Origin of the sequence: Sphingomonas panacis, assembly GCF_001717955.1 — a bacterium.
Classification (GTDB): domain Bacteria; phylum Pseudomonadota; class Alphaproteobacteria; order Sphingomonadales; family Sphingomonadaceae; genus Sphingomonas; species Sphingomonas panacis.
Genome location: NZ_CP014168.1, coordinates 4,771,892 through 4,786,542 on the forward strand (window position 1 = coordinate 4,771,892; position 14,651 = coordinate 4,786,542).

At 67.9% G+C, this 14,651-nt stretch carries 10 protein-coding genes; 4 read left to right on the forward strand and 6 right to left on the reverse strand.

What is annotated here, in order from left to right; translation table 11 throughout:
• The first annotated feature begins 217 nt into the window (after window positions 1-217).
• Window positions 218-1,966, forward strand: coding sequence for a chloride channel protein (locus tag J0A91_RS22170; protein ID WP_069206715.1), 1,749 nt, complete (start codon window positions 218-220; stop codon window positions 1,964-1,966).
• Window positions 1,967-2,628: 662 nt separating this feature from the next.
• Here J0A91_RS22170 and J0A91_RS22175 read toward each other — a convergent pair.
• Entirely contained in the window at window positions 2,629-3,759 is a 1,131-nt protein-coding gene (locus tag J0A91_RS22175; RefSeq protein WP_169833205.1) for an EAL domain-containing protein, read from the reverse strand.
• A gap of 337 nt (window positions 3,760-4,096) precedes the next feature.
• Here J0A91_RS22175 and J0A91_RS22180 point away from each other — a divergent pair, with 337 nt between their 5' ends.
• The gene (locus J0A91_RS22180) at window positions 4,097-4,909 is read left to right on the forward strand and encodes a tyrosine-type recombinase/integrase (protein ID WP_083225003.1); all 813 of its coding nucleotides are present in this window, start codon (window positions 4,097-4,099) and stop codon (window positions 4,907-4,909) included.
• Window positions 4,910-5,316: 407 nt separating this feature from the next.
• The gene (locus J0A91_RS22185; protein ID WP_069206716.1) at window positions 5,317-6,936 is read left to right on the forward strand and encodes an NAD(P)/FAD-dependent oxidoreductase; all 1,620 of its coding nucleotides are present in this window, start codon (window positions 5,317-5,319) and stop codon (window positions 6,934-6,936) included.
• 133 nt (window positions 6,937-7,069) lie between these two features.
• Here J0A91_RS22185 and J0A91_RS22190 read toward each other — a convergent pair whose 3' ends face one another.
• A complete protein-coding gene (locus tag J0A91_RS22190; RefSeq protein ID WP_150127028.1) occupies window positions 7,070-8,401 on the reverse strand; it encodes a hypothetical protein in 1,332 nt (443 codons plus the stop codon).
• A gap of 119 nt (window positions 8,402-8,520) precedes the next feature.
• Between J0A91_RS22190 and J0A91_RS22195 the strand changes: the two genes are divergently transcribed.
• Window positions 8,521-9,387, forward strand: coding sequence for an acyl-CoA thioesterase (locus tag J0A91_RS22195; RefSeq protein WP_069207579.1), 867 nt, complete (start codon window positions 8,521-8,523; stop codon window positions 9,385-9,387).
• A 112-nt stretch (window positions 9,388-9,499) separates the two neighbouring features.
• Here J0A91_RS22195 and J0A91_RS22200 read toward each other — a convergent pair whose 3' ends face one another.
• The 4 genes from J0A91_RS22200 to J0A91_RS22215 form a co-directional block, all read right to left on the reverse strand.
• Entirely contained in the window at window positions 9,500-10,219 is a 720-nt protein-coding gene (locus tag J0A91_RS22200) for a 3'(2'),5'-bisphosphate nucleotidase CysQ (RefSeq protein ID WP_420852840.1), read from the reverse strand.
• 52 nt (window positions 10,220-10,271) lie between these two features.
• Window positions 10,272-11,618: a TldD/PmbA family protein gene (locus J0A91_RS22205; protein ID WP_069206719.1), complete on the reverse strand. Its 1,347-nt coding sequence runs from the start codon at window positions 11,616-11,618 to the stop codon at window positions 10,272-10,274.
• Between the two features lie 31 nt (window positions 11,619-11,649).
• Complete coding sequence (ubiA, locus tag J0A91_RS22210) at window positions 11,650-12,567, reverse strand: 4-hydroxybenzoate octaprenyltransferase (protein WP_069206720.1); 918 nt, start codon at window positions 12,565-12,567, stop codon at window positions 11,650-11,652.
• 205 nt (window positions 12,568-12,772) lie between these two features.
• Window positions 12,773-14,554, reverse strand: a complete 1,782-nt coding sequence (locus J0A91_RS22215; RefSeq protein WP_069206721.1) for an ABC transporter transmembrane domain-containing protein — start codon at window positions 14,552-14,554, stop codon at window positions 12,773-12,775.
• Window positions 14,555-14,651 lie beyond the last annotated feature (97 nt).

Genomic DNA, 14,651 nt, shown 5'->3' on the forward strand with positions numbered 1-14,651 from the left:
CTCATCGGGATCGGCCGCGGCGGGAATGCGCGGGAACGGGCCGACCGCCTGTGGGGCGAAGCGCGCTTCTTCGTCCCGTATGTCTACGCTGGTTTCATTCACGCCTGCCCGCTCCTACGCCACTCGGTGGAAACCCTAGCGGCATTCCCCCTTCATGCAATCGGCGCTACGGAGCGAAATGCCCGTCCCGCCCCGTACCCTGCGCGAGCGCTGAACGATGTCGTTGCGGCTTCGTCTCGTCCGGCCCGTGAACTGGCTGCGGCGCCGGCTGCGCGCGAGCGAGGCGGCGTTCATCCTGCTCGCGATCGGCATCGGCGGCGCGGCTGGCACGCTCAGCGTCGCGCAGGGCGCGCTGGCGCGGACGCTGCAACATTGGTTCTTCGCGCTCCCCGGCACCTCGCGGCTGAGCGCACAACCCGCACTGCCGCTCGCCGCGCTGCTGGCGCTGCCGGTCGGCGGCGTGGTGCTGGGATTGTTCACGCTGGCGACGCGCGCGCGCAAGCGTAGCCTGGTCGACACGGTCGAGGCGAATGCGCTGCACGGCGGGCGCATGGCGATCGGCGACAGCCTGGTGATTTCGGGGCAGACGATCCTGTCAAACGGGTTCGGCGCGTCGGTCGGGCTGGAGGCGGCCTATGCGCAGCTCGGCGGCGCGGTCGCCTCGTGGACCGGCGGGCTGCTCAACCTGCGCCGGCCCGATCTTCGGAACCTCGTCGGCGCGGGCGCGGGCGCGGCGATCGCCGCCGCGTTCGGTGCGCCGCTCGCAGGCGCCTTCTACGCGTTCGAGATCGTGATCGGCGCGTATACGCCCTCCGCGATTGCCCCGGTCGCCGCCGCGACTCTGTCGGCGGTGCTGGTGTCGCAGACGCTCGGCGCGCACCCCTATGTCGTCGAGACCGCCTCGGGCGCGGTTACCGAGACGCATCACTATCTCGCCTATGCAGGGCTCGGCACCGCCTGCGCCGCGTTCGGCATCGTGCTGATGCGCGCGGTCGCGCTGCTCGAACACAGCGTGCGGCGGCTGCGCATCCCGGATTGGGCGCGACCGACGATCGGCGGGCTGCTGCTGGTGCCGATCGCGATGATCTCGCCACAGGTGCTGTCCTCGGGGCATGGCGCGCTTCACAACGATCTGGTGGTGGGCACGCCGCTCGCCTTCATCGCGGTGATCTTCGTGGCGAAGTCGCTGGCGTCGATCGTCTCGCTCGGCTTCGGCTTTCGCGGCGGGCTGTTCTTCGCCTCGCTGTTCCTCGGCACGCTCGCGGGGACGCTGTTCGCGGCGGGGCTGACGGCGGTGGCCGGGTTCCAGATCGTCGACCCGCACAACGCCGCGATCGTCGGCATGGCAGCACTTGGCGTCGCGGTGATCGGCGGGCCGATGACGATGGCGATGCTGGTGCTGGAGGCGACTCACGATTTCGGGCTGACCGGCGCGGCCATCGCGGCATCGCTGGTCTCCACGACGATCGTGCGCGAGCTGTTCGGCTATTCCTTCTCGACGTGGCGGCTGCACTTGCGTGGCGAAACGATCAAGAGCGCGCGCGACGTCGGCTGGGTCAAGACGCTCACCGTCGGGCGGATGATGCGCCGCGAGACTCGCGAGACGTCCGCCGGGACGACGATCGCGGAGTTCCGCCGCCGCTACCCGCTCGGCTCGGCGAGCCGCGTCGTGCTGATCGACGCGGACGCGCATTACGCCGGCATCGTGCGGACGAGCGACGCCTTCGCCGAAACGCTCGACCCGGCCGCATCCGTGGCGAGCGTCGCGGTCAACACCGAGGCGGCGATCAAGCCCGACATGGACATCAAACAGGTGATGACCGCCTTCGACGCGACCGGCGCCGACGAACTGGCGGTGCTGGCGACGGACCGGACGGTGCTCGGCGTGCTGTCCGAGACCTATGTCCGGCGGCGCTACGCGGAGGAACTGGAGAAGGCGCAGCGCGAGCTGTTCGGGGAGCGGTGAGCCGGGTGACGGCGGCGTATCATGTCAAAGATTGATATAGCGTTATATTATCCACAACGCATCAAACCTAGGTCAGTGCGCCCACCCCTTTAGGGGACGGGACGTTTGGAACCTCGCTTACGGAGAGCCCGGTACGAAGATCCGCGGGCCGGGCCGGCCCGCCTATCTCTCCAGAAGCTTGCCTTACGACCGTTGCGTACGCATCAGGCCCCCACACCGCACGCGGGTTCACCCCGTTTTTCCACGCATCCAGAAGGCGAACCATCCGTCTCCAGTGCGCGCGATCCCGTCTCTTCCTGCACGTCCGAGCGCGGATTGCCAGTATCCGCCGACCTGATTCCCCATGCAACTCAACGAAAGCGACCAATTCCAGCAAATCCCGGTTGATCTTCCAGTCCGACCTGGTTCTCTTGTAGAAAGCCATGGATATATAGGATCGAATTCGCTGATATATAGACAACCCTCCCTCGTCAGGCATGATGCTAAATTCTCCATTTCAAATACGTCTTTAAATCGGAAGCGTAATCAACAGTATCATTGACGTGTCACGCCGAATACTTGTGAGTAATACTGCTCCATGCCGTTCGATCACGAATTCCAATTCGGAGCGCGTGGGCACCGCGACTTGCGTATCGACGAAAAAAAGCGTGACCAGATACCCATCATTGACGACTGGCATCGATGGGCGGCACCGTCGGCCGGCCAAATAAGTAGCCCTGCTGCCAATGGCTGCCCGCCTCCCGTGCGAGCGCACTGTCCGCTTCGCTTTCGACGCCCTCGATTATGACGATATCCGACACCGAAGCCGCCAATCCGACGAGATGGTGCAGCACGCGACGGTCACGCGGCGACGATTGCGCGCGGCGCAGGAACAATGCGTCGATCTTGGCGATATCGGGACGGATGGCGAGCAACTGATCGATCGACGCATGCCCCACGCCGAAATCGTCAAGGGCGATCCGACACCCGAAACCGCGCATCCGATCAGCAAAACGGACCATTTCGGAGATCGCGACGGGCGCCGATGTCTCGGTGATCTCGATCACCAGCCGTTCCGCCAGCCCAGGTGTCATCGACAGCCGCGCGACGATATCCGACCACCAGAAATCGCAAGTGGCACTCTGCGCCGATATGTTGACGCCCAGCCGGACGTCGGGCGCGTTCTGCAATTCCCGCAGGACGCGCAGAACCATGATGCGATCCAGAGCCCGTATCAGGCCGAGCCGCTCCATCGCCTGAATGCCATCCGCCGACGATTGCACCGTCCCGTCGTCGCCTCGCCGGCGCAACAGGCATTCGTGATACAGAACCTGGCCGTCCGCCCCTGCATCGTGGATCGCCTGCCGCGCCAGAAGCGGCTCTTTTTCAAAGATGTTCTCGAACAGGTCTGCGGCGAGCGCCATATCGCCGTGATACCGGCTGCCCCATCCCGCGCGGTCGCGTCCGCCGCTCCCCATGGAAATCGCGAGGCCGGGAGCCTCCGCCCCCCGCTCCGCCAGCGACGCGTGGATGCGGAAGCCTTCGAAGACAACGGGCGCCGCCATGAAGCGCGTGAAGGCCTGTAAATGACGGTGCGAACCGTCGTCGCCATCCACCTCCCACAAGCGATCGTTGACTGACGCGGATTCGCCGTGGCCGGGACGCGCCCCGGCGCCGAGACTGTCAAACCTCTGACCAATCTCCCTGCGAACCGCGATGGCCGCGTGATCCCCGAAAGCGGCTCCAATCGAGCGAAGGTTCGCGATGCCCAGAAACAGGCGTGGCGCCCGGTGCCGTTGAGCGGCTTCACGCATGCCGCAGTCCCCGATCACACACTGCGGCACAGCGTGAAACGGGCACCAAGCACGCGGGCCACCCCCATCCATCCGAGCCATCGGCAACGACCGGTCCGGGGCACCCCGAGCGAAAGGACGATCCGATCGCAAAGCGCGATCGGTCCAACCCCCGGCGCACCCCTTCAATCCGCGATCTCGCCGACATGCTCATCACCCCCGGACGGACGGGGCATCTGCCCGCTGACCGAGTTACACTTTGCCCAATAGTGTCGCAGACGGCGAAAAGCAGGGGTTTGGCAACGGAGACGCGGTTACGGCGCCGTCCCGGAACACTGTGAAGGAAAGCTTCAGCGCAATGCCCTGGTCCGTCTACAACCGCGAAGGCCAACGTAAATATCTCACGCGGTCCGAAACGCTGGATTTCCTCAGATCCGCGCACGCGCGGGAGCCTGCGGTTCGAGCGTTCTGCTGGATTCTGGCAGCCACCGGCTGTAGAATTTCCGAGGCGCTTGCGTTGACGGCCAGAAATATCGACTTCAAGACTGGAACCTTGATCATTCGCAGCCTGAAGAAACGCGGAAAACGCCTGTTCCGCTCTATCCCTCTGCCGAAAGATCTGCTCCTCCAGCTTCGCAAATGGCTCGATTCCGGTGTTTTTACTACGGAACGATTATGGCCCTGGTCAAGAATGACCGGCTATCGTCGAATCTGTGAAGTGATGGATGCGGCTGGCATCCGTGGTGACTACGCATCGCCGAAAGGTTTGCGACATGCCTTTGGCGTTCACGCCGTCCAATCAGGCATCCCGTTGAATCTCGTCCAACGCTGGCTGGGTCATGCCGATCTCAAGACGACCGCCATTTACGCGAACGCGATGGGCCCGGAGGAGCGCGAGATCGCCTCGCGCATGTGGGCGCCCAAGTCTCGCCGGGATCATCGCGAAGCTGATCCTGCCAACGCCTTCACATGTCAGTCCACCACGGACGAGCATCTCCTATACACCCGTCCCCAAAGCGCTCCTGAAGCAGGGCCGGCACCCGTGATGTCCCTGCGGACCGAGGTGACATCCCCTCCCATGTTGAAGCGGGCCAATATCGTCACGAATTTTAGAGAAGCCTATTGCCGTCTGCGACACTATTGGGCATTTTGTAACAAGATTTATTCATGATAATCAAACTCTATGTGACGCCACTCGCGGATTTGAGCAAAACGCCGGAGCCAGGCATGCCGTTCCCCACTCGCTATTTTAGGCGAGATTCTCGATACCGGGCCGCTGGATCGCGCCACCGGCGCCGGTGAGATATCATGAGCCGCATCGCGCCACCCTGTCCCTGCTCGGCGCGGATCATATCGCGGTGCCCGGAGATCATGGACATCGAAACGGCACCATTTCGGCGCAAACCGTACCGCGTGCGTTGTCCACGACACAGGTGCGCGTGCCCGAGCCAATTTCGATCGCTCCGGGGCGAACGAGGGGTCGGGCGGCGGCGCTGCGCACACCCCGCAGCCCACGGCGCTCGCGACGGCCACCCCCGCCATTTGGCGCAACGGCCATGACGCTGTACAGGCCCGGCGATGCTCCGTCTGTCCGGTCTCTACCTCCCGCTCGATCATCCCCCTGAGGCGATTGCGCCTGCGATCTGCGCGCGGCTTGGCGTCGCACCCGGCGATCTGCGCGGGTACACGCTGTATCGGCGCGGCAACGATGCGCGGCGGCGAAATGCCGTGCAGCTCGTCTATACGTTCGATGTCGATCTTGCCGACGAGGGCGCGGTGCTGGCGCGGCTCGCCGGCGACAAGGATCTCCGCCCTACCCCCGACATGACCTACCGCCCGCCCGTCACCGCGCCCGCCGGCTGGTCTGGCACGCGGCCGGTGGTGATCGGCGCGGGGCCGTGCGGGCTGTTCGCGGGGCTGATCCTCGCGCAGATGGGGTTCCGCCCGATCATCCTCGATCGCGGCAAGGCGGTGCGCGAGCGGACCAAGGATACCTGGGGGCTGTGGCGGCGCGGCGTGCTCGACCCCGATTCGAACGTCCAGTTCGGCGAGGGCGGCGCCGGCACCTTCTCCGATGGCAAGCTTTACTGCCGGGTCAAAGACCCGCGCTTCCTCGGACGGAAAGTGCTGGAAGAGTTCGTCCGCGCGGGTGCGCCCGACGATATCCTGTGGGAAGCGCACCCGCATATCGGCACGTTCCGGCTGGTCTCGATGGTCGAGTCGATGCGCGCGCAGATCGAGTCGCTCGGCGGCGAATATCGCTGGCAGACGCGAGTCGACGATCTCGAACTGGAGCGCACGGGCGAGGGCCACCAGCGGCTGCGCGGGCTTCACCTCCACGACGGCAGCTTTCTGGAGGCCGAGCATGTCGTGCTCGCGGTCGGCCACAGCGCGCGGCCGACCTTCGAGATGCTCCATGCGCGCGGCGTCCATATCGAGGCCAAGCCGTTCTCGATCGGCGTGCGGATCGAGCATCCGCAAAGCTGGATCGACCGCGCGCGCTTCGGCGCCTGCGCGGGCCACCCCGATCTCGGTGCTGCGGCGTACAGCCTGTCGCATCACTGCGCGAACGGGCGCACCGTCTACAGCTTCTGCATGTGCCCGGGCGGGCGCGTGGTGGCGGCGACCTCCGAGGAAGGCCGAGTCGTCACCAACGGCATGAGCCAATATTCGCGCGCCGAGTTCAACGCCAATTCAGGGCTGGTCGTCGCGATCGATCCGGCGCGGGATTATCCCGGCGGGCCGCTCGCGGGGATCGCGTTCCAGCGGCATTGGGAGTCGCTCGCCTATGTCGCGGGCGGATCATCCTATCATGCGCCGGGGCAGCGCGTGGGCGATTTCCTTGCCGCTCGCGCCTCTACCGCGCTTGGTACGGTGACGCCCTCCTACCAGCCCGGCGTGACGCCGACCGATCTCGCCGCCTGCCTGCCCGATTATGCGATCGAGGCGATCCGCGAGGCGCTGCCCGTGTTCGGCCGGCAGATCGCACGCTACGACGATCCCGATGCGGTGATGACCGGGGTGGAGACGCGCACCTCCTCCCCGATCCGAATCACGCGGGGCAAGGATTTCCAGAGCCTCAACAGCGAGGGGCTGTTCCCGGCGGGCGAAGGCGCCGGCTATGCGGGCGGCATCCTTTCGGCGGCGATCGACGGGATCAAGGTGGCGGAGGCGGTGGCGGCGCGCATCACGGCATGATCGTCGCCCCGGCGCAGGCCGGGGCCGCTGCGTTTAGGCCACCCGGCTCGCCAAATTACGCAGCGGCCCCGGCCTTCGGGCCCCATCAAAGTATTACTTTGATGGGATGCCCTGCGCCGGGGCGACGGTGAGTTCAAAGTTGCTCGCCCTCATTCTGCTTCAGCAGCCGGGCGACCATCCAGCCGGCGGCGAGGATCAGGAACGGCATCGCCGGGTAATGATAACGCACCTGCCCGGTGAAGGCGAAGGCGGTGAGCGTCACGAACGCCGGCATGCAGCCGAGCAGCAGGATCGGGCGCCGCCCCTGCCGCGCACGCCCGCCGCGCCACAGCGACGGCACCGCAACCGCGAGGCCCGCGAAGCCGAACAGCAGCACGCCGATGTAATAGAGGTGGTTGACGACCTGAGCGATGGTGAACGCCGGGCCGAGACCGGGATAGCTCGAATCGACGCCCCACAGGCCATCGCTGTCCTTGCGCCACACGAACAGCACCTTGCGCAGCCCCAGCGCGGCCCACCGCCCCGGATGGTGGACGATCCAGTCCTTGGCGAGCGCCTTGAAGCGCTGGTCGAGTTCGACCTGGCGGTAGACATGCTCGCGGTATGGGATGCCGACGCCGGTCGCGTCCCAGATCGGCGTGCGCTCCCATTCGTACCAGTCGCCGGTGGCGCGGTCGTTGGCGCCATAATACAACGCGATGCCGCCGTTGGTTGAGACCGGGATGAAAGCGCCCATTTCGATGGTGTTGCGGATGCTCCACGGCAGCACCACCGCCGCCAGCGCGAGATGGACCGGCAGCACCGCGCGCAGCAGCCCGCGCCAGCCGAAATCGCTGAAGCACAACGCCATCGCGATCAACGCGCCGATCGGGAAGAACATGATCTGCGCGCGCATCAGCGTCGCCGCACCGAACAGCAGCCCCGCCCCCGCCAGCGCCCACAGCCGCGCGCGCCCGGCGACCATCACCACGAACGCGGCCATCACCAGCGCGGTCGACAGCGTTTCCGCGAAGGTCTGCCCGGTGTAGGCGATATGCGCGGGATAGACCGCATAGAGCAAAGCGGCGATGCGACGCCCAAGCGGGCCGATGCCGAGCAGCGCGCCGAAGCGGAGCATCAGCGCGAGGATCGCGGCGGCGGCGGCGAGGTTGAGCGCCATCGGGCCGAGCAGCGACGGCCCGGCGGCGATCATGCTCGCGGCGAGCGCGGCGGGGTAGCCGACCGGCCAGAACGCGGTCGGGCGGCCCTGTTCCTGGAAGCCGAGCCCACGCGCCATGTCGTGCGCGCGGTCGATATACCATAATCCGTCGGACATCGGCTGTTGCGGCATCAGCAGCATCAGCGCGAGGCGCAGCACAATCGCGAGCGCGAAGATCGCCGGCACGACCCAGCGCGCCGTCTCGACCGTGCCGAGCCAGCTCCGCCGCGCGGGCGAATGCGTCGCCACGTCTATTGCCATATCCATTGCCACACTCCCCGCTTGCTGGCGCGGCGAGCGTAGCGGAACTGTGTTAACGGATCGCACCGTCTTGACTTGGGCGATGCGGGCGCGAACGACGAGCGTGCGCAGTGTGGAAGCCAATGATGACCGATGCCAAGCCCGACGATTTCGCCCGCCAGCTCGTGACGTTGCTCGATGTCGAGGAGATCGACACCGATCTGTTCCGTGGCCCCCGCCTGCCCGGCGCGGTCGGTCGTGTGTTCGGCGGTCAGGTGATCGCGCAGGCGCTGCAAGCCGCGCAACGCTCGACCGAGGCGCCCAAGATCGCGCATTCGCTCCACGCCTATTTCATGCGGCCGGGCAATGACGATTACCCGATCGTGTTCCGCGTGGTGCGCGATTTCGACGGGCGCAGCTTCGCGACGCGGCGGGTGATCGCGACCCAGAAGGGCGTGCCGATCCTGACGATGACGGCGAGCTTCCAGATCCCCGAGGACGGGCTGCATCATCAGGACGCGATGCCCGATGTACCCGGCCCGGAGCGGTTGATGAACGAGCAGGAGCTTCGTGCCGGGCGTGCCGCGCCGCAGGGATCGCCGCCGCCCGCCTTCTCCCGCGCGATCGAGGTGCGGCCGGTCGAGCCCGCGCTCTGGGCGTTGCCCGAGGCGGGGCCGACGGTGCTCAACGTGTGGTTGCGCGCGATCGGCACGATCGGCGACGATCCGGCGATGCACCGCGCGGCGCTCGCCTATGCCTCTGATCTCGGGCTGATCGCGGCGGCGCGGTCACCGCACCCGATCACGTTGTTCGATCCGCGCGTCCAGGGCGCCAGCCTCGACCATGCATTGTGGCTGCACGAGCCGTTCCGCGCCGACGAGTGGCTGCTTTATTCGATCGAATCGCCCTGGTCCGGCCATGCGCGCGGGCTGGGCCGCGGCCGCATCTTCACGCGCGACGGGCGTCTGGTCGCGAGCAGCGCGCAGGAGGGGTTGATGCGCTGGCGGGGGTGATGGGTGGCTCGACTCCGCCAAACCGTTCGCCCTGAGCTTGTCGAAGGGCGTGCCACGGGCGTCGCGCTTTGGGCACGTGCTTCGACAAGCTCAGCACGAACGGCGGCGGGGATCAGCGCACGCTCGCCGCCAGCGCGCGCTCGCGCAGCCGTGCCGAGGCCGCCGCGTGGATGCCCGGCGCGGTGGCGAGGATGCCGAAGGCTTCGGCGGCTTGCGTGTTGAAGGCGAGCGCGCCGCCGAGCGCGTCGGTGATGATCGCGCCCGCTTCGGTCGCGATCAGCGCGGCGGCGGCGATGTCCCATTCGTTGCCCCAGCGCGCGGTGGCGACGAGATCGGCCTCGCCGGCGGCGACCATCGCGATGCGCAGCGCGATCGAATTGGGTTTGTCGACGACGACGAGATCGCGGTCGGCCTTGGGCAGGGCGTCGGTCGGCACGCGCGCGCCGACGAGGTCGGTGCGGTCGCTCGCCTGCAAGGCCACGCCGTTCCGCCACGCGCCGCCGCCGCGCACCGCGCGCCAAATCTCGCCGCGCGCGGGCGCATCGAGCACGCCGATCATCGCTGCGCCGTCCTCGATCAGCGCGACCGACACCGACCAGCCGGGCCGCCCGCGCAGATAATCGCGCGTGCCGTCGATCGGATCGACCACCCACAGCCGGCTGCACGACAGCCGTGCGGCGCTGTCGGCGGTCTCTTCGGATAGCCAGCCCGCTTCGGGATCGAGTGCGGAGAGCCGCGCGTGGAGCAGCGCGTTGACTTCGAGATCAATGTCGCTGACCGGATTGCCGGGCGATTTCTCCCAGCGCGCGAAATCGGTCTGCCAGCGCGCCATCGCCAGCGCGCCGGCCTCGGCCGCGATATCGGCGATCCGGTCGGCGAGCGCGTCAGCCACTCGCGACCGTCATGCCGTCGATGCGGATGGTGGGGACGTTGGTGGCGTAGCGATATTCGAGATCGTTCGCGGGGGTAAGCTCGCGGAACATGTCCTTGAGATTGCCCGCGATCGTGAACTCGGCGACCGGCGTGGTGATCTCGCCATTCTCGATCAGGAAGCCGGCGGCGCCGCGGCTATAATCGCCGGTGACGCCGTTGACGCCCATGCCGATCAGCTCGGTGACGTAGATGCCGCGCGGGATGTCCGCCATCAGCGCCTGTACCGACAGATGCCCCGCCGCCATGTGGAGGTTGCTGGTCGAGACGCCCGGTGCGCCGCCGACGCCGCGTGCGGCATGGCCGGTCGGCTCCAGCCCGAGCTGACGCGCCGAGGCGCTGTCGAGCAGCCAGCTTTCGAGCGCGCCGTCCTGCACGATCGCGAAGGGAGACACCGGCAGCCCCTCGCCGTCGAACGGACGCGAGCGAAGCCCGCGTGGACGGTGCGGATCGTCCTCGATCCGCACGCCGGGCGCGAAGACGGCGGTGCCGAGCGCGTCGAGCAGGAAGCTGGTCCGGCGCGTGATCGCCTGTCCGCCGATCGCGCCGATGAAATGGCCGAGCAGGCTGGAGCCGACTCGCGGATCGAACACCACCGGCAGCGCGCCGCTCTCGACGCGGCCGGGGTTGGCGCGCGCGACGGTGCGCTCGCCCGCGCGCGTGCCGATCTCCTCGGCGCTGTCGAGATCGCGGCGGCGGCGAGTCGAGTGATAGGCATAGTCGCGCACCATCGAACCGCCCTCCCCGGCCAGCACGCTCGCCGACAGGCCGTAGCCGGTCGCCGCATAAGCGGCGGCGAAGCCGTGGCTGGTGGCGAGTGCCCAGATCGAGCGCGACGCGCTGGCCGATCCGCCTTCGCTGTTGGTGACGCCGGCGACCGCGCGGGCGGCATCCTCAGCGGCCAACGCGGCTTCGCGCAGCGATTCGGGCGAGGCTTCACCGCCGTCGTCGAGATCGAGCTGCGGCGGCGCGCCGCGCATGAGCCGATCCTTGGGGGCGAGACCGGCCCAGGCATCCTCGGGCGCCTCGCGCGCCATCGCCACCGCGCGTTCGACCAGCGCGGCGAGCGCATGTTCGCTGAAATCCGAGGTGGAGACGCTGGCCGAGCGATTGCCGGCGAAGACGCGCAAGCCCAGTTCCTCGCTTTCGCTGCGACCGACATCCTCAAGCGCGCCGAGCCGCACGGATACGTCGAGCGCGGTATCGGCAGCGAAAACGGCGTCGGCGGCGTCGGCGCCAGCGGCCCGGGCGCGATCCACGATTGCGGCGGCGCGATCCTGCGCCTGTTCGATGGTCAACATATGTCGGACTTAGGCACGGACCCCGCGAAGGTCAAAGCGTCGCGACCGTCCCGACCACAAAACACGCGCAGAACATGAGGAATCCGGCGAAGCGGTTGGACCGGAAGCGGGCGAGCGCGCCGGCGCCGTCATCGGGCGAGAGCGTGCCGACCTGCCAGCCGAAATGCGCGGCGACCGGCAACAGCGCGGCGAGCGCGAGCGGATCGGGGCGGACCAGCCACACGGCCCCGCCCCACAGCAGCAGCGCGGCCACGTAGAACAGACCGACGCCGAGCCGGACCCGGCTGCCCATGCGCAGCGCCGAGGAGCGCACGCCGATCAGCGCGTCGTCCTCGCGATCCTGCAGCGCGTAGATCGTGTCGTAGCCGATCACCCACGCGATCGACCCGGCGTAGAGCAGCAGGCCGGGGATGGTCAGCTTGCCCGCGATCTCGCTCCAGCCGACGAGGCACGCCCAGGAGAAGACCATGCCGAGCCACGCCTGCGGCCACCAGGTGATTCGCTTCATGAACGGATAGCCGGCGACCAGCGCGAGGCTGAGCAAAGCGACGATCGCGGCATAGAGGTTCAACTGGAGCAGGACGACGAGGCCGATCAGGCACAAAGCGACCAGCCAGATCCACGCCGCCTTCAGGCTGACCGCGCCGCTCGCCAGCGGGCGGCTGCGCGTGCGCGCGACCTGCCGGTCGAGATCGCGATCGACGATGTCGTTGTAGACGCAGCCCGCGCCGCGCATCGCGATGCTGCCGAGGAGCAGCCACAGGATCAGATCCCAGCGCGTGATGGCGCCGCCGGCGAGCGCGACGCCCCATGCGCCGGGCCAGAACAACAGCCACCAGCCGATTGGCCGGTCGAACCGCGCGAGCAGCGCGAACGGGCGCGCGGCGGCGGGAAGCAGGGCGACGAGGCCGCGGTGCTCGGTATCGGGGGTGAGGTCGGTGGTGGTCATGGTTGCGCCCTGCTCCCCTCCCTGGAAGGGAGGGGTCGGGGGTGGGTCGGTATGGGGCAAGCGTTACCTTCCCTCGTGAGCAACCCACCCCCAGTTTCGGGTGAACAGTGCCCCGCACTGTTCAGGTCATGCCGGGGGCATGACCGACCCGAAACTCCTCCCTTCCAGGGAGGGGAGACGTAAGGACGGGATAAGGAGCCCACCCTCACGCCGCCTCGCTGAACTGCAAACTCGCCAGCCGCGCGTACAGGCCGCCAGCGCCGATCAGGTCGGCGTGGCTGCCGCTTTCGACGATGCGGCCGTCGTTCATCACGATGATGCGCCGCGCCGCGCGCACGGTGGCGAGGCGGTGGGCGATGACGAGCGTGGTGCGGTTGGCCATCAGCCGCTCGAGCGCCTGCTGGACGAGTTGCTCGCTCTCGGCGTCGAGCGCGCTGGTCGCTTCGTCGAGCAGCAGGATCGGCGCGTCGCGGAGGAGCGCGCGGGCGATCGCGATGCGCTGGCGCTGGCCGCCCGAGAGGCGCGCCCCGCCCTCGCCCAGAAACGTGTCGAACCCGTCGGGCAGCTTGCGCAGGAATTCGGCGGCGTTGGCGGCCTCGGCGGCGGCCCAGAGCTGGTCGTCGCTCGCATCCCAACGGCCATACCGCAGATTGTCGCGCGCCGACGCGCCGAAGATCACGGTATCCTGCGGCACCATCGCGATCCGCTGCCGAATCGCGGCGGGGTCGGCGCGCGGCAGCGCGACGCCGTCGACCAGCACTTCGCCCGCATCGGGATCGTAGAAGCGCTGGAGCAACTGGAACAAGGTCGATTTGCCGGCGCCCGAGGGCCCGACGATCGCGACCGTTTCGCCGGGCGCGACGCTCAGCGTGAAATCGTGCAGCGCCGCCACGTCGCGGCGCGTCGGGTAGCGGAACTCGACGTGCGAGAATTCCACCGTGCCGCGCGGCGGTTCAGGCAAGGCGACGGGCGATGCCGGCGCCGCGATCGAAGGGCGTTCGGCGAGCAGTTCGGACAGGCGCCCGGCGGCGCCCGATGCGCGGAGCAGGTCGCCATACACTTCGGTCAGCGAGCCGAACGAGCCGGTGACGATACCGGCGGTCAGCACGAACGCGGCGAGCGAGCCGCTCGACAGGCGCCCGCTCGCGACATCGTTGACGGTGTCCCACATCAGCAGCGTCACCGCGCCGAACAGCAGCCCCATCACCAGCGCGGTCATGATCGCGCGCAGCCGGAAACGGCGCTTGGCCGATTCGAAGCTCTGGTCGACGGCGGTGCGGAAGCGTTCGCCCTCGCGCGCTTCCTGCCCGAACGCCTGGACGATCTTCATCGCGCCGAGCGTCTCGACCGCGAGCGCACCGATATCGGCGACCCGGTCCTGGCTGGAACGCGAATATTGCCGCACGCGCCGGCCGAGCAGGAAGATCGGCGTGATGATGATCGGAATGCCGACGATCAGCGACAATGCCAGCTTGGGAGCAAGCGCGAACAGATAGACGATGCCGCCGATGCCGATGACGAGGCTGCGCAACGCGACCGAAATCGTGCTGCCGACCGCATTTTCGATCTGCGCGGTGTCCGAGGTGAGGCGCGAGGCGATCTCGGACGGGCGATTCTCCTCGAACCAGGCGGGCGACAGCGTCAGCAGATTGGCGTGGACCGCGGTGCGGATGTCGGCGACGGTGCGCTCGCCCAGCCACGACACGCTGTAGAAACGCACCGCCGTCGCCACGGCGAGCACCAGCACGACGATGATGAGGTGATGGAAATAGGGCGCCACCGCGCCTGCGTTGGCGTGTTCGGCGAAACCATTGTCGACGATCTGCTTGAACGTCGCCGGGAAGGCGAGCGTCGCCCCCGCCGCCACGACGAGCGCGACCAGCGCGATCGCGATCCGGCCGGGATAGCGCGTGGCATGACGCCACACCATGCCGAGATTGCTCAACTTGCGCGATCCGCGCGGCTCGGCGTTGTCGACTTCAGCCATCGGCGTCGCCTAGCAAAGCCGCCGTGCGTGCGCCACTGCTCGCGACGACAACATTTTGTTCCCTCGCGAACGCGGGGGTCCAGGGCCACGAGCGCAG